We start from the raw sequence: 19,235 nt of genomic DNA on the forward strand, positions 1-19,235 counted from the left end.
AAATATTTTAATCTAATAAGTAATATGGGGTTGCGTTACGTCCTATATAGGATTTATCTTCTTCTCTCAATACGGTTTAGGTTGTATGAAAAAAAATTCCCAATAAATCCAGTAGAAAAAAAATTTGATTCGTTTGAAATTTGGTGTTCATCCGCAGGTTTATTAGATGGTAATCGATTAATAAAAACCACTGTTAATTCTCGAATAAATAATGTACTTGATGGATACTGTTTATATTTTAATAAGCAGTGGTATTTTCTAGGCGAGCATTATGATTGGGTGACTAATCCCTCAAATGGATTTAGTTATGATAAAATGCAACATTGGACAAAAATCAAAGACATTAATGAAAAGGACGGAGATATTAAATATGTATGGGAACCATCTAGATTTACATTTATTTATGATGTCATTCGTTATGATGAACAAAATAAAACAGACCATAGCGAATGGGTATGGAAGCGTATAGAATCTTGGATTAAGGGTAATCCTATAAACCAAGGGCCGAACTATAAGTGTAGTCAAGAGATATCTCTAAGAGTGCTTAACTGGGTATATAGCTTAAATTATTATAAGCACTCTAAGTCGCTAACAGAAGAAAGATATCAAATTATATTGAATGCTATTTACTGGCAAATGAAACATGTATTTGATAACATACATTTTTCAAGGATTGCTGTTAGAAATAATCATGCTATAACTGAAACACTTGCACTATATATAGTAGGCTCCTTATTCCCCTTTTTTGATGGGGCATTAAAATGGAAAGCAAAAGGCAAGAACTGGTTTGAAAAAGAAATTATATATCAGATATATGAAGATGGTACTTATTTGCAGTTTAGTCATAACTATCATCGCGTAGTTGTTCAATTATTGAGTTGGGCATTTATGATTGCAGAGAAAACTCAAGACCATTTTCATTATCTTGTTTATGATCGTGCATATTCATCACTCGATTTTTTATATCATGCTCAAGACGAAAATACTGGTTGGCTATCAAATTATGGTTCGAACGATGGGGCTCTCTTTTTCCCATTAACTGAATGTGACTTTAGAGATTATAGGCCCCAATTACAAACACTTCATATTTTTTTAACCGGGGAACCTCTTTACGGAGATGGACCATGGAATGATGACTCTTTTTTTATGAATTCAAAACTTCATTCCCCAGTTAAATTTAAACCTATCAAACGGAGAAATGGTTGGAGTAAGTATCCTATAGGTGGTTTTTATATACTTAGAGAGTATTCTACAATAACGTTTATAAAATGTGGCGGATACAAAGATAGACCTGCGCAAGCAGATGATTTGCATATTGATATCTGGCATGAAGGAAAGAATGTTTTATATGATTGTGGTTCATATAAATACAATACTAATAGATCTTTAATTAAATATTTTAGTGGCACACGATCACATAATACTGTAATGTTAAATGATTTTGATCAAATGCTAAAAGGAGCAAGGTTTATTTGGTACTTTTGGACAAGGTTACAAAATGTATCTGTAAGTGAAACGAATGATAGTTATATTTTCAATGGAAGAATAAATGTATTTCGATTTATAAAAAAAGGTATAACTCATCAAAGAACAATTATTAAGAAAAAATATAGATTATTTTGGGAGGTAACTGATAACATTGATAATATGCCAAAAGGTTTGCAACTAAATCAAATTTGGCATATTGATGGTAGCCTGAACATAAATAGTTCTATTGCTAGAAATGGTGAAATTGTAGTCCCAGAAATAAAGAAAGGATATAAAAGTAATTATTATGGAGTAAAGGATGAAGTATTATATCTTGAATGCAAGACTAATGAATCTTTGATAAAAACTGAGTTAAGTTTATTATGAAAATATTATTAATTCACCAGTATTATCTAGAACTTGAAGATCCAGGAGGCTCGAGATGGAATGAGATTACACAAGTTTGGAAAACTATGGGATGTGAAGTTACTGTAATAGCAGGAATGATGCATTACAATGGATTTGAAAAATTACCTCGCTATAAAGGAAAATTATTTGTAGTAAATAACCAAGAGGATATAGAGGTGATTCGTTGCCATGTATCAGAGTTTTATAATTCAAATTTTATTGGACGACTATGGGGGTATTTTAGTTTTGTATTTTCATCTATATGGGCAGGCTTATTCAAGGCTAATCGTAAATATGATATAGTTATAGTTTCTTCACCTCCATTATTTATTGGTATTTCAGGCTATATTATTTCAAAATTTAAACGAATACCTTTAGTTTTTGAAATTAGAGATCTCTGGCCAGAGTCAGCAATTGACACAGGAATTGTTACTAATAAATTAGTAATTAAGCTTGCCTATTTTCTTGAAGCATTTATTTATAAGAAGGCGAAAATGATAAATGTTTTGACCCCAGCCTTTCGAACAATATTAATTGAGAAAAAGGAAGTTCAGCCTCAGAAAATTATTTTAATTCCTAATGCTGCAGACTTCTCATTTTCTGATCAATTACTTAATAATTTTGATTCAGTAACTTTCAGAAAGCAAAATGGCATTGATGATAAATTTGTTATCACCTACGTAGGAGCACATGGAGTAGCAAATCACTTAATTCAACTAATTGAAGCTGCAGAAAACTTACAAAATACTAATGTAATATTCCAATTAATTGGGGATGGGATGCAGAAAAAAATGTTGAAGGAAGAGGTAATGAAGCGTGGTTTAAAAAATGTTATTTTCTTAGATAGTGTCCCTAAAAATGAAGTATTTAAATATATAATAGCTTCTGATTTAGGCACATCGGTTCTAAAAAAAGTTGATACTTTCAAAACTGTATATAGTAATAAAACTTTTGATTATATGGCTTGCAAAAAGCCAATTTTGTTACTAATTGACGGTGTTTCTAGAACCTTGGTTGAAACTGCAGTTTGTGGTATTTATGCAGAGCCAGAAAATGTTAATGAAATTGTATCAAAAATTAAGTATTATCTAAATAATAAAACATTGCTTGCTCAACATGGTGAAAATGGTTATCACTATGCAAAAAATAATTTCGATAGAATAAAACTGGCTGAAAAATACTTTGATGCTATTTCGAAAATACTCTAGTTAAATGCAAAAGCAACTATTAAAAGTTTTTGGTGTTGGTGGGCACTCTAAAGTTGTTATAGATACAGCAAAAAAGGCTGGATTTCTAATTGAACTTTTATTTGATGATAATCCTATTGTAGCAAACATATTTTTGTACGGGATCAAAGTTCTTTATCCAATAGATAATTCTGTTTGCGGAAATGGTATTATAGCTATAGGTGATAATACCATTCGGAAAAAGATTAGTCTAAAGCTTGATAATATCTATTGGGAAAAAATAATACACCCATCAACAGTTATTGCCGATGATGTAGAAATTGGAGAAGGTACAGTAATCATGGCAGGTTGTGTAATTCAGCCAGGTTCACGAATAGGCAAACATTGTATTATCAATACAGGATCATGCATAGACCATGATTGTGTAATTGGTGATTTCTCTCACATTGCACCTAATTCTAGTATAGCGGGTGGGGTATTTATTGACGAAGGAACTTTTATTGGAATAGGGTCGTCAATAATTCAAAATATTAAAATTGGCGCATGGTGTAAAGTTGGTGCTGGATCTGTTGTTATTTGTAATTTAGAATCCAATTGTACTGCAGTTGGTGTGCCTGCTAAAAAAATTAAATATCATGATGAGCAATAATAAAATTTGGCTATCATCTCCTCATATGGGCGGGGATGAAAAAAAATACGTAAACGAAGCGTTTGATACTAATTGGGTTGCACCTTTAGGCCCAAACGTAAATGGTTTTGAATCTGACATAACAAGTTATTTAACTGGTAAATTAGAAATGCATGCTGCTGTACTCACATCAGGTACTGCAGCACTCCATTTAGCTTTAAGGTTATTAGATGTTGGTCCAAAAGATATAGTAATAGTGCAAAGTTTCACATTCTGCGGTACAACAAACCCAGTCTCATACCAAGGAGCTGAAATTGTTTTTATAGATTCTGAATCAGATACATGGAATATGTGTCCTATTGCTTTAGAAGAGGCATTGAAAGCTTATCAGAATAGATCAGTAAAAGCAATTATACCTGTTCATTTGTATGGGATGCCTGCTAAAATGAACGAAATTCAAGCAATTGCTGATAAGTATTCTATACCGATTATTGAAGATGCAGCAGAGGCTTTAGGTTCACTCTATAGAGGTCAAAGTTGTGGAACTTTTGGGAATATGGCAGCATTGAGTTTTAATGGTAATAAAATTATTACAACAAGTGGTGGTGGTGCCCTAATATCAACAAACAAAAAATATATAGACCAAGCTAGATTTTTAGCCACCCAAGCAAGAGATGAAGCACCTCACTATCAACATTCCCAAATTGGATATAATTATAGAATGAGTAATATTGTGGCTGGAATTGGTCGTGGGCAAATGGAAGTAATAGATTTACGAGTTGCGCAAAGACGTGCAAATAATCAAAAATATCGTGATTTCTTTAAAGATATTCCCGGAATCACATTTCAAACTGAGCCCAATGATGATTTTTATAGTAATTTCTGGCTTACTGCAATTCTAATTGATTCCAAATTAACAAGTGGTATATCAAGAGAAACGATACGACTTAAACTAGAAGAAGAAAATATAGAATCTCGTCCTTTATGGAAACCAATGCATATGCAACCAATTTATGAAGGAACAAGTTTTTTTGGAAAAGGGGTTTGTGAAAATTTTTTTGAAAATGGTTTGTGCCTACCAAGTGGGTCCAACCTTACTGAGAAAGAATTTGAAAGAATTTTTTCTGCCTTGACATCAATATTTAAAAAATAGAAATTAATTGTATAAAAAAATTATAAAGCCAACTGCTGATTTTATAATAGCCCTTTTTTTGTTACTTGTATTATCTCCAATAATTCTTTTGACTATGGGGTTACTAACAATAGTAAATAATGGGAGTATCTTTTTTCTTCAATTACGTCCTGGCTTGTATGGGAAACCATTTAGAATTATCAAGTTCAAAACTATGAAGGATGCGATTGATGAAAATGGCAATCAACTTCCTGACGAACTTCGACTGACTAAAATTGGTCAATTTGTAAGATCCTCATCTTTAGATGAATTATTGCAATTAATAAATGTTATAAAAGGAGATATGAGTCTTGTTGGTCCAAGGCCTTTGCTAATGCAATACTTGGAACGGTATAATAAAGAACAAGCGCGTCGTCATGAAGTAAAACCTGGAATTACCGGCTGGGCTCAAGTAAATGGTCGAAATGCTATAAGTTGGGAAGAAAAATTTAGTTTAGATATTGAATATGTTAAAAATCAGGATTTTTGGATGGATTTTAAAATTCTTTTGAAAACAATTGTAAATGTGATTCAAAGGAAAGGAATTAATGCCAATGGGCAGGCTACAATGGCAGAATTTCAGGGCCAAATTGATTAATTGACATATCTTTAAAGATGATTCCGCAAAAAATAATCTATGTTTTCTAGATACCAGTTACGTCGAATTAAAAACCTCTCTATAATCCCTAGGTGGGTGATTTTTATTTTAGATATGTCTGTAGGTACTTTTTGTTTCTTATTAGCTTATCTGATTAAAAATGAGTTCAACTTCGGTGTATTTCAAGAAGGTCAAATAGGTCAAAACTTATTGATATTGCTAGCTTTTAATATATCCCTTTTTTCACTATTTAAAGTTTATGCAGGAATCATACGTTTTACAGGTTTACAAGATACTTTTAGAATATTCTTTGTAGTATTTTTTGCTAATGTTGGATACTATGTTTTAGATTTATTCATTCTACAATGGTATGGGTTTCGATTAATTCCAGCTTCTGTTTTGGTTATAAATATGCTCCTTTCCTTTGTAGGATTAAGTTCGTATCGTGTTATTATAAAATATTTCTTCTCTTATATCACTACCATCAATGTTACCAAAAAAAGAGTAGCGATATTCGGTGCAGGGGACGTCGGTATTTCTACAAAGCGTGCTTTAGAGCATGATATGACTGCAAATATTCAAATGGTTTTGTTTATTGAAGATGATCAGCGTAAAGTGGGAAAAAATATAGATGGGATAAAAATTTGTTCTTCTTCTCAGTTGGAACTTTTATTAAAGCAATATTTAATTGATGAATTAATTATTGCTACTACTAAGTTACCTTCTAAGCGAAAAAATGAAATAGTCGATTTTTGTTTGGATAATAAAATTGAAGTGTTTACGGTACCGCCATTGAAGAGTTGGATCAATGGTCAGTTAAGCACCAAGCAACTGCAGAATGTGAAGATTGAAGACTTATTAGAGCGGGAACAAATTAAGTTGTACAACGAAATTTTATTCAAACAGCTAAACAATAAAACAGTTCTAGTTACTGGAGCTGCTGGTTCTATAGGAAGCGAGATTGTGCGTCAGTTATTACAGTACAAACCCAAAACAATTGTATTGAATGATTGTGCGGAAACCCCTTTGCATGACCTTAAGCTAGAATTAGAAGAGCTAGGTTGCAATAATTTTATCTTGGCTTTGGGGGATGTTCGGAATGAGCTATTTGTAGATAAAATCTTTCAAGATTTCCATCCCCAATTTGTTTATCATGCAGCAGCATATAAGCATGTTCCAATGATGGAAAATAGCCCTTTGGAAGCCATTTGTACGAATGTAGGCGGAACTAAATTGTTGGCAGATTTATCCATTAAATATGGAGTAGAAAGATTCGTAATGATTTCTACTGATAAAGCAGTGAACCCAACCAATGTTATGGGGGCTTCTAAACGAATAGCAGAAATGTATGTGCAGAGCCTATACCAGAACCAAGAACTACAATTCCAAAGTAATTTATCAACTACCAGAACAAAGTTCATTACAACTCGTTTTGGAAACGTTTTAGGATCGAATGGTTCAGTAATCCCAAGATTCAAAAAACAAATTGAAGCAGGAGGACCTGTTACGGTCACCCATCCAGATATTACTCGTTATTTCATGACTATTCCGGAAGCCTGTCAATTGGTATTAGAAGCTGGTTCTATGGGCAATGGGGGAGAGATTTTTGTTTTTGATATGGGACAACCAGTAAAGATTGCTGATCTAGCTAGGAAAATGGTTAGGTTGTCTGGATTGGTGCCCGATGAGGACATTAAGATTGAATATTCAGGGTTACGACCAGGTGAAAAACTCTATGAAGAGTTGTTAAATAATGCAGAAAACACACTCAATACCTATCACGAGAAAATCTTAATTGCTAAAACCCGGACTATTGAATATGCTAGCTTATCTATTCAAATAGACGGCTTAATTGGCCCTGCAAAAAGGCAGGAATCAGTTAACTCAATCGTTAAAGCCATGAAAGAATTGGTACCCGAGTTCATCAGTAATAATTCCGAATTTGAGCAGTTGGATGCGCCTAAAGTGATTAATATGAATAAAGTTGGGTAATCCATTTATGAAGTGTTCTTATAGATTTGTTTTAATAGGTTGCTCAATATTTTTTTTGAACAATTTACAAAGTCAATCCTATACATTAGAATCCATCAATCAAAACCAATTGAGGAATCAACAGTTATTGGGCAATCACGATTCTACTGTTTCCTTTTCCAATCAATTTAATACTATCATAGCAGTAGGAAAGAGTAACTGGAAAAAGTCTTCTTTTACACTTTTACCTTTTGTTTTCACCCAACAATTGAATACTCACCATCCCTTCGGTTGGAATGATGGAGCAATGATTCAGGCAAAAGGCTATCAGGTATTAGCAAGACCTGGTGTAAACATGCAATACGGTATTTTTGAAGTACAGCTTGCTCCTGAATTGGTGTTTGCTTCCAATGGCAATTACGCCACACCCCAATATGGCAATCACAATAATAATTCTTATTCCAAAATATTCCCTGGTCAATCTTTTGTTAAAGCCAACTATGGAGCAATTTCATTAGGGGTATCCACCCAAAATCTTTGGTGGGGCCCTGGCATTCATAGCTCTTTATTGATGAGCAATAATGCCCCAGGTTTTTTGCATGCATTTATAGGCACCCGCAAACCCATTAAAACGCCCATTGGAAATATTGAATTCAACTTGATAGGTGCTCGTTTAACTTCAACTTCAAGCATTGGCTTCGAGAACAATCATTTACAACCACGTTATAATGGCAATATTTGGCGTTATTTAAACTCCTATGTAATTAGCTGGCAACCCAAATGGATTAAGGGATTGTTTCTAGGTATGACCCGTTCCTTACAACAATATGGGGAAGAATCATTGAATAGACCAGCTGGTTTTATTAGTAAATATTTACCCATCATTGGGCTACCTCTTGAGAAGGCAAATTATTTTGGAGACGACACGCTCAGACGTGACCAATTGGCATCATTCTTTTTGCGCTGGGTTTTACCCAAAGCCAATGCGGAGTTTTATGTTGAATACGGTAAGAACGATTATGGCGTGAATTTCAGGGACTATATCAATGGCCCAACCCATTCTTCTGCCTATACAGCGGGGTTTAGAAAATTAATTCCAAAATCAGCGGAGAAATATATTCAATTAGAAACAGAGATTACTCAAATGAGTCAATCGCCAGATTATTTAGTAAGAGATGCGGGAAATTGGTATGTTCATGGACAAATTGGGCAAGGTTATACCCACGAAAACCAAATCATGGGTGCGGGTGCAGGTTTCGGGGCCAACCTGCAAACATTTTCTGCAACTTGGGTAAATGGTAATCTCCGCAACGGATTTTTAATACAAAGAATAGAAAGAGACCCAGAAAATCGGGTCAATAAATGGACCGATTTCAGTATTGGTTGGATACCTCAATGGAGGTATAAAAACATGATTCTGGGGGCCAAAGTTCAATTGATTCGTTCCAATAATTACAGTTGGGAAAAAGGAAACAATCCTTTCAACTTGCACAGTCGTTTAATGATTCAATACAATTTTAAATAAGCATGCTCAAGACTGTTCATGGTTTTTTCCTAATATTGAGCTCTCTGTTTTTACAGCCGATATTGCATGCGCAATCCAGTTCTTTTTTAGGTGATGGAATGCAAGACATTGTTAGAAGAAACCAATTATTGGGTAGGGTTTCCCCACGTGCTGCTTTCATGATCAATGGCTTTGCTGAAATCAATACTGCCATTGATAGTCTGTACCCAATCAACAAGAAAAATAATAAAACTAAATTATTTCAATACCTACCCATCCAAATCATTCAACAATTCAACAGTGGGTATCCGCATGGATTGAATGATGGTGCAATGATTCGTGCCAAAGGTTTGCAACATTTGGTGGCATTGGGGATCAAAGGAAACATAGGGAATTTTTCTTATCAGTTTAGACCAGAATTCATAACAGCAGAAAATCCAGCTTTTGAAACTTTTTCTACGGAACAATATCCTAAAATTTGGGAGAGTTATTATCGTTGGTTGAATAAAATAGATCAGCCCGAGCAAATGGGTAATGGACGGTACAATAAGCTATTTGCTGGTCAATCCTTTCTTCAATACCATCATAAAAATTTGGCTCTTGGCATTTCCAATGAAAATATTTGGTGGGGACCGGGTAGATTCAATGCCTTGGTCATGAGCAATAATGCCCCTGGCTTTACCCATATTAGTGTAAAAACCACCAGTCCATTTCAAACGGCTATCGGTCGTTTTGAAACACAATTGATTGCAGGTACTTTAAAAGCTTCGAATATTTTACCCCCCGATCGCAATCGTTTCAATGATTTGGGGCAACCCCTCTATCAACCCAAACCCACCCAATCTCGTTCCTTAGTAGGCTTGAATATCAGCTGGCAACCCAAATGGACCAATGGCTTAACCCTTGGATTGAATGCGGTTAGTTATGGGTACAATGGGGCTGCTGCACCCTATAACAAGAATGCAATCATTGGTTCTTTATTTGCCCGCTATTTAATGCCTGCAGAACATGCAGAACTCTATTTTGAATACGGTCGCAACGATAAAATTCCCACGCCCTTTAACCTAGCTTTCGAAACTGGTTATCCAAGGGCTTATGTGGCTGGTTTTAGAAAATTATTTGCTACCCGTAAAAAACATTTCTGGGAATTTGCTGCGGAGTTTACCCAACTGCAATTGCCTACTGCAGAACTGACCCAAACCACCAATAGTTGGTACACCAGCGTACATGTACCGCATGGTTATACCCATCAAGGTCAGGTGCTGGGTGCAGGCATTGGACCGGGTAGCAATAGCCAAATTATGGACATCAGTTATGTGAATGGCATGAATAAAATAGGCGTAAAATTCGAGCGCTTAGTACACAACAACGACTTCTATTATTACACTTGGCAAGGCCTAAATGAGTTTGCTCGCAGATGGGTTGACCTTTCCACTACGGTTCATGCCAACTGGCAATTCAAGCAATTGATTTTGTCTGGTCAGTTGGGGTTGATTCGTTCTCAAAACTACCAATGGAGAACCTTGGAAGCACCCCTATTTTATTTTAGTAGGGGATACGACCGAATCAATATCCATAGTAAGGTTTCTCTTATCTATCGCTTCTAAATTATTTTCTTTTGGGTGCAGTATTTAATAAATAAAGGATGCCCATGAATCCTCCAATGGCAGCTCCTGCCAGTAGCCCCATCCACCATTTCAATTTATTTTCTTTTAAAGGCAATTCAGGTTGATCCACTACTTGTACCGTAGGGGTTTCTTGTATTAAAACGGTTTTACTGGCTTCTAAATTCTTGGTCAATTCTCCAAATACGGTAGACTGTACCAATTTATCCCTGGAGCTAATTTCTGCACTCACTTCTGGTGCGGTGAACGCGGGGTTTCCATCCAACAATTGTCTGTTGGCATTGGCCGCCGAATAAGTTTTGATATTTAAAATTCTTCCCAAACTATCTACCCGATGTTGCAATCGGTCTACATTCCCCTTTAGCCTTTTCGTTTTAGTATCTACATAAAAATCAGTAGTCACTTGTAATAATCGCTCGCAGAGTTGTTGGCTCACGGCTTCATTGCGGGTGGTAATTTCTAATGCAAATATGCCCAGTTTTTTATCGGGCTTGGCAATCGATAATTCTTTCTCAATAATGCGCTTCATAATCACTTGCAACAAACTATCTTCTGTTCTACTGAATTTTCGAACGCCCACGCCAAATTGAATGGGGCTTCCCAGTTTACTGCTCTTCAACCATTTTTTCTTCCATTCATAACTATTGGCATACACATCGGCCAATGAATTCTTGCTTGAACTATCTGATGCACTAAGCAATGCTTTTTTTAATAAGCTTTTGCTCTTGAGTAATTCCAATACATTGTCTCCTTGTAACACTCCTGAACCCCCTGTTAACCCGCCAATATCCATTCCCAATTGACCAGCTAATACCGATGCCAATCCGCCACCAGCACTCTTGCTGTCTTCCACTACAAATGTTAAGCGTGCTGTATAAGTAATGGGCTTATACCAAGCATAGCCCAGTCCTGCCAATGCCCCAAGCACTGCAATGCCCAAAATCAATTTCCATTGCTCCAATAAATAGGGAATCAATTGTTTCCAATTGTTCAGCATGACAGCGAAGGAATAACTCGATTCTTCTTCGTTTATGGAATGTAGTTGATTACTCATATTATCTGCGTAATACACTGATTAAACTAACCAATGCGGTTAAGGATCCAGTAATGGCGGAGACTTCTAAAATAGACAAGCCCCTTCTTTCCGTTCCTGATTTTTCTGGTACAATAATTTTAGACCCAGGTAATACCGTTGGGTAAGTTCTAAAAAATAAGAATCGCTTAATCTGTTTATTAATACCATTGCTGTATTGCACATAAGCCCTTTTATGATCGGCCTTCTCTGTAAATCCGCCAGCTTCTGAAATATACTTTTTAAAGCTGCCCGATTCATAACTCAATAACTGTGGATTGAATACTGCCCCCTTTACTTCTACAAAAGGTTCATTGCGTGGTATAAAAATACTGTCTCCGGGTTGCAATAAAAATGGTGCATTCGATTGGTCCAATACATTGGTTCCCACCCTGAGTTGATTACGAAAAATTTGCACATCATTCATTGAAGCCAATGGGGTAATACCGCCTGCTCGGCTAATTAATTCTCTCAAGGTTTCGTTGCGCTTTTCCAATGCATATTCTCCTGCATACAATACTTCACCACCCAATTTTACATTCCCCAGTTTTTTATAGTTCACTAATCTTGGCACAAAAATATAATCCAGTGGTTCCAAATAAGTGCGGCTATTGGTGTTCACCAACATAGAGTCTACGCCAACCGTCATCACGGTGAGCAATTGGTTGGCCAAGGTATCGGCCCTGTTTTTTTCTAGTCTAGAAATTTCTACTTTATGGTTGGCAGCATCATTGGTAAATCCATTGGCCATTAATAATACATCTTCTAATTGCATACCCCTACTATAAGGATACACGCCCGGATTTTTTACTGCGCCACCTACGGTTACTTGTAAACTGGCTTGTAAATTTTCTCTAGAGGCAATGACCACAGAGTCTTCTCTTTCCAATACAATATCTGCACTGGTTCCCGATAATAAACTGCTTACATCAAAAGCCAACATGGTAGGCTCTGTGCCTGCATTGCGTCTGTTGATAAATCCTCTATTGGCATAAGCTTGCAACTTCAACCCATCGGCTTTCTTAATCAATTGTGAAAGCGTTAATCCCTTGGTTAATTCATAATTACCTGGTCTATACACGGCTCCTGTTAACACCACTCTATTGGTATAACTGCTGAGTACCCTGTCTACAAATACACTGTCTCCATTGCGTGGGATGGTATAACCAAAATCGCTGGCAGCAATATCTTTCATTTGCAATTCCCTATTGGATATCTGCACCATTTTAGCCAAGTCTTTCAATGCCCATTCGGTAAATCCCCCTGCATATTGAATACCATCGGCCAACGTTTCTTTGTCTAATAATTCATAAATGGCTGGTCTTTTTACTTCACCACTCAAGATCAATTTTTTCTGGTATAAGGGGAAGCGAATAATGTCTTGGTCTTCTAATCTGATATGTTGATCTAATATTCCTTTTTGTAAAAACTGATAAAAATCGACCACCTGAAATACCTTGTTATTTCTAATGAGTTCTATCTGTCTCAATGATCCATTAATAGTTGGCCCGCCCGATAAATACAATACATTGAACAAGCCCGCCAATCCGTTCACTACATAGTCTCCTGGAATTTCTGCTTCACCAATTACCGTTACTCTGATGGAACGCACTTTAGCTAATGTTACATAGAGTTTGGTTTGTCCTGAATTCAGCGCTGGATAAATGGTTTTTAATTGGTCTTTTATTTTTTTACTTGCTTGCTCAATGGTTAATCCATTCACCGCCGATTGTCCTGCATATTCTAAATCAATTCTTCCTTCGGGGCTAACAGTGGGTTCTAAAGACTTAATATTAACGCCCGTTAAACTGATCGACAATTGATCACCTGGTCCAAGAATATAATTTTGTGGAGTAGCTACCCTTGCATTGGGTTGTAAAATGGCATTGGGATTACTAAAATACTCGTATCCATAATAACGGATTCTTTTTTTCAACAAGGGCACTTCATTCACCCAGGTACTATCACTCAAAAACAAAGCAGAGTCGGTTACCAATGCCTTTGCCCCTGAATTATTTAACTTAGACATGCCCTGTATTTTCAACAAGCGCTTCTTAAAATCATTTACATCGGTAGGAGCCATGCCGCCTCTCACCAATTGGCTAATGGCTTCTGATTCAGACAAACCAGACTGCTGGGTTTTCTGCCAGTATTGCAAAATTTGCTGGTCGCTCATTTTACCCAATTGCATGGGCGCTTTTCCGGTATTATTGAGCTGCGCAAAACCATTGTTTGCAACCAACACCAATAACCATACGAAAATGTATTTGATCATCCTATTCATCATTTAACAAATATACATTAAAGCCCGTAGCCTACACCCAAGCTCCAAGTCTTGCCCGTAGTATTCCAGCTGCTGTACCAGCCAGTGAACGTGAGGTTATTCAACCATTCATAAGAAGCCCGCAAAAAGAACTCTTTCTGGGTTGGGCCTTGGTTAAACAAGAAACGGGGCTGGGGCTCTGCAAAATACTGGTCGGCCAAGGTACCCGATCCACCCTTTCTAATGACTTGGTACCGCATTTGTAATTTCAATTTAGGGATGGGTGTATAGCGTGCCGTAAAAATCATTCTATCAAAATTATTGCCCATCCAATCGCCCATTACAAACCCTTGGTGGGTATAGTTTTGGGCCTGGTATAAATTGCGGTACACAAATGGATTTACTCGGGTGTATTCAAACCCTGCTGTTAAATAAGGCACAAACAAATCGGTAACCGATGCTCCAATATTAAAGCCGATTTGGTTCCTGCTTTTATTGCGATTAAAAATAGTGCTCTGTCTAATTTCATCCACAAATAAAGTACCGTAGATATGCGTGTTCTTTATTTGGTTCCTGCTGCTGGCCATGATAAACAATTGCCCATTAGAGCCTGCTCTTATATCGGAATTATTAGACAAATTATCGTAGAGCTTAAAGAACATCACGGGAATTAAATAGCCCGCATCCATTCTGTCGCTGTATACAATGGATTCTCCCAATGAAATATCCAAGCCCTTCATGGCTTTGATTTGGATGCTATGGGTGGCAAAATATTTGGGCACAAATAATATTCGATCACCCCCATAAATACCCCCATTTTCAGAGGGGTAACTATTGGTAGAATCAATCATTCTCGAGTTTAACCAGGCATGGGTATAATGAAATTTCAACCAAGGAAACAATTGATAGTCTAAGCGTATAAAAGGAAATGCAGGTGCTTTATCCGATAAGACGGTTCTTCCATTTTCGCCATAGCCCCATAACAAATGGTCTTGCCCAATAGCTATTGATCCATTTTTAAAACTATAGGAAATACTTCCCCTAAACTGAGAATAATTCAAGGTTTTAAAAGCGGTAGTATCTTTTCTGATATAACCAGTTTCAGGCCCCAGAACCCCAGTGGTATCATAGCCATTGCCCTTGAGCAACACATCCTGATAAGCAAATTGAAAAGCAAATCTTTTCCCTGCTCTTCCCCAAAGTCTTAAGCCGGTACTGCGGGTTGTATAATTTTTATTAGTACCTCCCACTTGTGCACCAGTAATAGTAGGGTCAAAATAAAAAGATGCGTCTTTACCAATGGCGGTGGCCATTCTAAAACGCCCATTGGCATCTTTTTTAAACCAATTTAATTGTTCTGTAGCTTTTCCTGGATCAGTATCGAATTGGTCTCTGTATTCTTGTAGATAAAAATTCAATTCGCTTTTTTCAATGGGGCTTAAAACTGTTTGATGTTGTTGTAAACTGTCTAAACAGGCCCCAATATATACCCGGCTTAATGGCCGAATATGATCATCAAATTGTATCAATCCCTTCTGTGCCATTCGCCCCAAGTAATTGTAAATTTCACTTCGATGATTCTCGTACACCGTTTGTGCTTGCAAAGAGGTACTGCCTAATACCAATAGTAAAACGCATTGGTAAATAATTGTTTTAATACGCATTCTGGTCCCCCCTGATAATATTAATAATGGTTTGAAGTATAATTTGACAGTCTAACCAAAATGTCCAGCGATGGATATAATACAAATCAAAATTGATGCGCTTTTGCATAGAACCCTTTGCCTTGGTTTCTCCCCTTGCTCCGTTTACCTGCGCCCAGCCCGTAATGCCCGGCAATACGATATGTCGCAACATATAATTGTCTACCGTATGCATCGATTCTAAATTCAATGGAGTAGGGTGGGGTCTGGGTCCTACTACCGACATATTGCCTACCAATACATTCCAAAATTGGGGCAGTTCATCCATATTGGTTTTGCGCAAAATCTTTCCAATCCAAGTAACCCTTCCATCATTTTTAGTGGCTTGTTGGTATTGACCATTGGCGTCCAAATCGTGGTTGCCCGCAGTCATGGTTCTGAACTTGTAACAAATAATTTGTTCGTTCTGCAATCCCCATCTTTCTTGTTTAAAAATAATCGGACCCTTAGAACCCAGCTTGATGGCTAGTGCTATGATGGGCATGATCCACCAACCCAAGAGTATGAAAAAACAAAGCGAAAAACTGATATCAAAAAATCGTTTTAAAATCTTGTTCTCTATTTTATCTAAGGGCAGTTCCCGTATATTAATCACGGGCATCATACCAATATTATTCACTTGTATATTGCTGGCTGTGTATTGGTGCAAATTAGGAATGATGCGGGTTTTAACGGAATAGGTATCGCATACATCTATGCAGTCTTGTATCTGGTTAGAGTACTTATTGGGCAATGCTATCACTACTTCGTCTACTCTTTGTTTTCTCAATACTTCGGCCAATGCTTCTGTTTTTCCAAAATAAGCACAGCCATTCATTTTGGCTTGCTGATTGTCTAAAAATCCAATGCACTTGTAGCCGTAGTAATAATATTTATTGATGGTTTCGTAGTAATCCATGCCTGCTGGAGTGGCGCCCACGATTACAATATTGTCGTATAATTTTCCCTGATAAATGGCCGAGTGCAAATATTTGCGCACCACATATTTGGTAAATGTCAATAACGCAAATAGGGTGCCTACATAAATGGGAAAAAAATTGGTGTTGAACTGGTAATAATCGCGCAGGAAAAAAGAAACCGAGCTCAATAAAATGGTAAATAAGATTAAGCTATAGGTAATGAAAATAATTTCTTCTGAAAATTTATTGGATCTTCTATCGGTGTACAATTTGGCAAAAGAAGCGGTAATATACCATACCGTTAATAGGATTAATAAGAATCCAATGCTGTTGATGCTATTGTTGTGAATGTTTTCGGTTTGGGTAAACTGCAAGGCCAACAGGTACGACATACCCACTACCGGGGCATCTATTATGTATCTAATGAGTGTGTATCTGTTGTAGGCTTTCTTGGCCATGCTGCTTTAATACTTTAAAAACGCTAATATATGCTTCCGTTACATGATCCCATTGATACCGAAGGCCTATTCCCTCCCTGGCGTGCAATCGAAGCTCATTTATTAGAGCATCATTTTGTTCTGCACGTTGCATCAATTGTGCAACAGCTTGGGGGGTCTGCTGAAACAAGAGCCCAAATATACCATTTTGTAGCATTTCTCGGCTAAATGGGGTATCAATTGCTAATATAGCGCATCCATATGCCATGGCTTTTAATAAGGTAGGGTTGGTGCCCCCAAATGCATGGCCATGTAAATAGGCAAAACAGTGGTGGTACAATTCGGCCAATTCGTTGGGATTATTGATATAGCCCAAGAAAATAACCCGATCACTGGCTTTGGCTTTCATGCTTTGGGCATAATCGTCTTGATAAGGCACATCGCCCACTATCACGAGTTTTTTGCTTGAATTGGATTGCAAAAATCCTTCTAACAGCAAATGACTATTGTTATCGGGGATTAATCTTCCTACTATTAAATAATATTCCTGTGGGGCAAGGTTAAAGCGGTTGATTAAAGAGGGATCTTGGCTGTAGCGCAAGCTGGCCCCGTATGCAATCACCGTAGAGTCTTTTTGAAATAGGTCTAGGTACACTTGCCGCATGGCTTCGGCGTCTGTGATAATGCGGTCGTATAATTTGGTGCTGAGCCAAGCTGCAAACTTAAAATACTTGGCCCCCAAACCTTTCCACTTGGGTCTTAACCACTCCATGCCATCTACATTTATGAGGGTGGGCTTTCTGCAAATCTTGGAAATGATTCCCCAGGGTCCATTGGCTGCATTCACGGCTAAAATAATATCAGATCCCGTGGTGCAGGCATGCCACATTGATAAAAAGGAATGGATCAATTGGCTCAAGGATTTGGTTTCGATGGTGGGGATATACACCAGCTCAATGCCATTGACTTGCTTGGGTTTTTCTTGAAATAAATTCTTGTGGCAGTAGACCCTTACTCGATAGCCTTTCTTCACCAATCGTTCCGACAACTCTTTTACAAAAGTTTCATAACCGCTGTACACATAAGGATAACCTCTAGAACCTATAATTGAAATGACCATTACAATAGTTTTAAAATCCGTTCTTCAAAGGCTTGCAATGAAAATTCGGCGCGCACTTTTTTTGCAGCAGCTGCTCCCATGGCTTTTCTTAATGCGGCATCGGTAATAATTGGCTCCATTATTGCTGCGGCTGCTTTGGCATTGTTCCATGGTATTAATAATCCTTCTTTACCCGACTCAATCATTTCGGTGGCTCCACCATGATTGGTTGCAACAATGGCTTTGCCTGCAGCCATGGCTTCTAATACCACCGTTGGAAAAGGGTCTGGTAAAATGGAAGGCAGCACAAATATATCCAATTGCCCTAGGATGGCGGGTATATTGGTTTGATAGCCTAAGTCTTTTACGGCTTCTACTAGGTTCAGCTCCGTTTTTAAACGGTTGATATTTTCGTATAAATACTCGTTGCCCGGGAATGCATCACCCACCATCACAAATTGTAAATGGGGATGGGTTTTAATGAGCTCCCCCGCAATCTGCAAAAAATAATCTTGGCCCTTCCAGTGGTGTACACGGCCAATCATGCCGATAACTAAGCGGCGCAGCGCGGCGCTTTCGCTCTGCGCGGTTTGCCGCGGCTCGGCGCTATCGCGCGGCCCGTCCGACGCAGCGGCCGGCGAACCGTATTCGCTGTAATCGATGCCATTATATACCAAAAGTATTTTGCTGATGGGTATATTTTTTGCCCAATGATCCTGAACCGCTTTAGACACCACGATAATTTTATCTGCATAATGTTTCAGCAAATAACTCAAGCCCCTAAATAAAAAATAAGGTCGCTGAATAATTTCGTGAACATGCCAAATATGTTTGATGCCCAATTGCTTGGCCGCAAATGCCCCTGCCAATACCGCAGTGGTATTAGAATAAACCAGCTCAATTTTTTCGGCAACAATAATTTCTTTGATGGCTTTGATGGCTTGGCGGGTGGCTTGCACCCGATTCACCAAACCCCTTGGGTTCATGTATTTTCTGCGAATAATGCCCAAGGGCATATATATAACGGCCACATCCATTTGCGCCAATTGTTCGGATAGTTCGCCCTTTGCACTCAACACTACCATGGCTTCATGGCCGTGTTTTTTAAAGAGGGCCAAACTGGTCAACAATATTTTACTGGCTCCATATAAGTCGGAGGAACTATGCAAAATCAGCAGCTTCATTACTTCCTCTGTTTATTCA

General features: G+C 37.5%; 14 protein-coding genes. 8 read left to right on the plus strand and 6 right to left on the minus strand.

The features are described 5' to 3' along the window. Positions 1 to 81: 81 nt before the first annotated feature. The 8 genes from Q8S25_RS01385 to Q8S25_RS01420 are packed head-to-tail and all read left to right on the plus strand — an operon-like array spanning position 82 to position 10,541. Entirely contained in the window at positions 82 to 1,854 is a 1,773-nt protein-coding gene (locus Q8S25_RS01385) for an alginate lyase family protein (protein WP_305534137.1), read from the plus strand. Beyond that, positions 1,851 to 3,083 (plus strand): glycosyltransferase family 4 protein, encoded by a 1,233-nt coding sequence (locus Q8S25_RS01390; protein ID WP_305534139.1) that lies wholly within the window; start codon positions 1,851 to 1,853, stop codon positions 3,081 to 3,083. Before Q8S25_RS01385 ends, Q8S25_RS01390 begins: the two co-directional genes overlap by 4 nt. 4 nt (positions 3,084 to 3,087) lie before the next feature. Then, a complete protein-coding gene (locus tag Q8S25_RS01395) occupies positions 3,088 to 3,711 on the plus strand; it encodes an acetyltransferase (protein ID WP_305534141.1) in 624 nt (207 codons plus the stop codon). Further along, positions 3,698 to 4,843, plus strand: a complete 1,146-nt coding sequence (locus Q8S25_RS01400) for an aminotransferase class I/II-fold pyridoxal phosphate-dependent enzyme (protein ID WP_305534142.1) — start codon at positions 3,698 to 3,700, stop codon at positions 4,841 to 4,843. The genes Q8S25_RS01395 and Q8S25_RS01400 overlap by 14 nt, the downstream gene beginning before the upstream one ends. 7 nt (positions 4,844 to 4,850) lie before the next feature. Further along, positions 4,851 to 5,459, plus strand: a complete 609-nt coding sequence (locus Q8S25_RS01405) for a sugar transferase (protein ID WP_305534144.1) — start codon at positions 4,851 to 4,853, stop codon at positions 5,457 to 5,459. 39 nt (positions 5,460 to 5,498) lie between these two features. After that, entirely contained in the window at positions 5,499 to 7,451 is a 1,953-nt protein-coding gene (locus Q8S25_RS01410) for a nucleoside-diphosphate sugar epimerase/dehydratase (protein ID WP_305534146.1), read from the plus strand. Positions 7,452 to 7,506: 55 nt separating this feature from the next. Beyond that, on the plus strand, positions 7,507 to 8,955 hold the full coding sequence (locus Q8S25_RS01415) for a capsule assembly Wzi family protein (RefSeq protein WP_305534148.1): 1,449 nt from the start codon (positions 7,507 to 7,509) through the stop codon (positions 8,953 to 8,955). 2 nt (positions 8,956 to 8,957) lie between these two features. Continuing rightward, positions 8,958 to 10,541, plus strand: a complete 1,584-nt coding sequence (locus Q8S25_RS01420) for a capsule assembly Wzi family protein (protein ID WP_305534150.1) — start codon at positions 8,958 to 8,960, stop codon at positions 10,539 to 10,541. Between the two features lies 1 nt (position 10,542). Here the strand turns inward: Q8S25_RS01420 and Q8S25_RS01425 are convergent, their stop codons facing one another. From Q8S25_RS01425 to Q8S25_RS01450, 6 genes are read right to left on the minus strand one after another with little or no spacing between them, the layout of a single operon-like run. Then, positions 10,543 to 11,613 (minus strand): Wzz/FepE/Etk N-terminal domain-containing protein, encoded by a 1,071-nt coding sequence (locus tag Q8S25_RS01425; RefSeq protein ID WP_305534152.1) that lies wholly within the window; start codon positions 11,611 to 11,613, stop codon positions 10,543 to 10,545. A 1-nt stretch (position 11,614) separates the two neighbouring features. Then, positions 11,615 to 13,906, minus strand: a complete 2,292-nt coding sequence (locus tag Q8S25_RS01430) for an SLBB domain-containing protein (protein ID WP_305534154.1) — start codon at positions 13,904 to 13,906, stop codon at positions 11,615 to 11,617. Positions 13,907 to 13,932: 26 nt separating this feature from the next. Beyond that, the gene (locus tag Q8S25_RS01435; protein ID WP_305534156.1) at positions 13,933 to 15,558 is read right to left on the minus strand and encodes a hypothetical protein; all 1,626 of its coding nucleotides are present in this window, start codon (positions 15,556 to 15,558) and stop codon (positions 13,933 to 13,935) included. Then, positions 15,548 to 16,954 (minus strand): undecaprenyl-phosphate glucose phosphotransferase, encoded by a 1,407-nt coding sequence (locus Q8S25_RS01440; protein WP_305534158.1) that lies wholly within the window; start codon positions 16,952 to 16,954, stop codon positions 15,548 to 15,550. Before Q8S25_RS01440 ends, Q8S25_RS01435 begins: the two co-directional genes overlap by 11 nt. Beyond that, a complete protein-coding gene (locus Q8S25_RS01445) occupies positions 16,917 to 18,053 on the minus strand; it encodes a glycosyltransferase (protein WP_305534160.1) in 1,137 nt (378 codons plus the stop codon). Before Q8S25_RS01445 ends, Q8S25_RS01440 begins: the two co-directional genes overlap by 38 nt. Continuing rightward, entirely contained in the window at positions 18,053 to 19,216 is a 1,164-nt protein-coding gene (locus Q8S25_RS01450) for a glycosyltransferase family 4 protein (protein ID WP_305534162.1), read from the minus strand. The genes Q8S25_RS01445 and Q8S25_RS01450 overlap by 1 nt, the downstream gene beginning before the upstream one ends. Positions 19,217 to 19,235: the final 19 nt, after the last annotated feature.

Source organism: Sediminibacterium sp., from assembly GCF_030695065.1.
Lineage (GTDB): Bacteria > Bacteroidota > Bacteroidia > Chitinophagales > Chitinophagaceae > Sediminibacterium.

What these genes read in the sequence shown, in the direction of transcription:
- Q8S25_RS01390 (WP_305534139.1), top strand. Translation starts at nt 1,851, where the DNA reads ATGAAAATATTATTAATTCACCAGTATTATCTAGAACTTGAAGATCCA.
- Q8S25_RS01395 (WP_305534141.1), top strand. Translation starts at nt 3,088, where the DNA reads ATGCAAAAGCAACTATTAAAAGTTTTTGGTGTTGGTGGGCACTCTAAA.
- Q8S25_RS01400 (WP_305534142.1), top strand. Translation starts at nt 3,698, where the DNA reads ATGATGAGCAATAATAAAATTTGGCTATCATCTCCTCATATGGGCGGG.
- Q8S25_RS01410 (WP_305534146.1), top strand. Translation starts at nt 5,499, where the DNA reads ATGTTTTCTAGATACCAGTTACGTCGAATTAAAAACCTCTCTATAATC.
- Q8S25_RS01420 (WP_305534150.1), top strand. Translation starts at nt 8,958, where the DNA reads ATGCTCAAGACTGTTCATGGTTTTTTCCTAATATTGAGCTCTCTGTTT.
- Q8S25_RS01425 (WP_305534152.1), bottom strand. Translation starts at nt 11,613, where the DNA reads ATGAGTAATCAACTACATTCCATAAACGAAGAAGAATCGAGTTATTCC.
- Q8S25_RS01430 (WP_305534154.1), bottom strand. Translation starts at nt 13,906, where the DNA reads ATGATCAAATACATTTTCGTATGGTTATTGGTGTTGGTTGCAAACAAT.
- Q8S25_RS01435 (WP_305534156.1), bottom strand. Translation starts at nt 15,558, where the DNA reads ATGCGTATTAAAACAATTATTTACCAATGCGTTTTACTATTGGTATTA.
- Q8S25_RS01440 (WP_305534158.1), bottom strand. Translation starts at nt 16,954, where the DNA reads ATGGCCAAGAAAGCCTACAACAGATACACACTCATTAGATACATAATA.
- Q8S25_RS01445 (WP_305534160.1), bottom strand. Translation starts at nt 18,053, where the DNA reads ATGGTCATTTCAATTATAGGTTCTAGAGGTTATCCTTATGTGTACAGC.
- Q8S25_RS01450 (WP_305534162.1), bottom strand. Translation starts at nt 19,216, where the DNA reads ATGAAGCTGCTGATTTTGCATAGTTCCTCCGACTTATATGGAGCCAGT.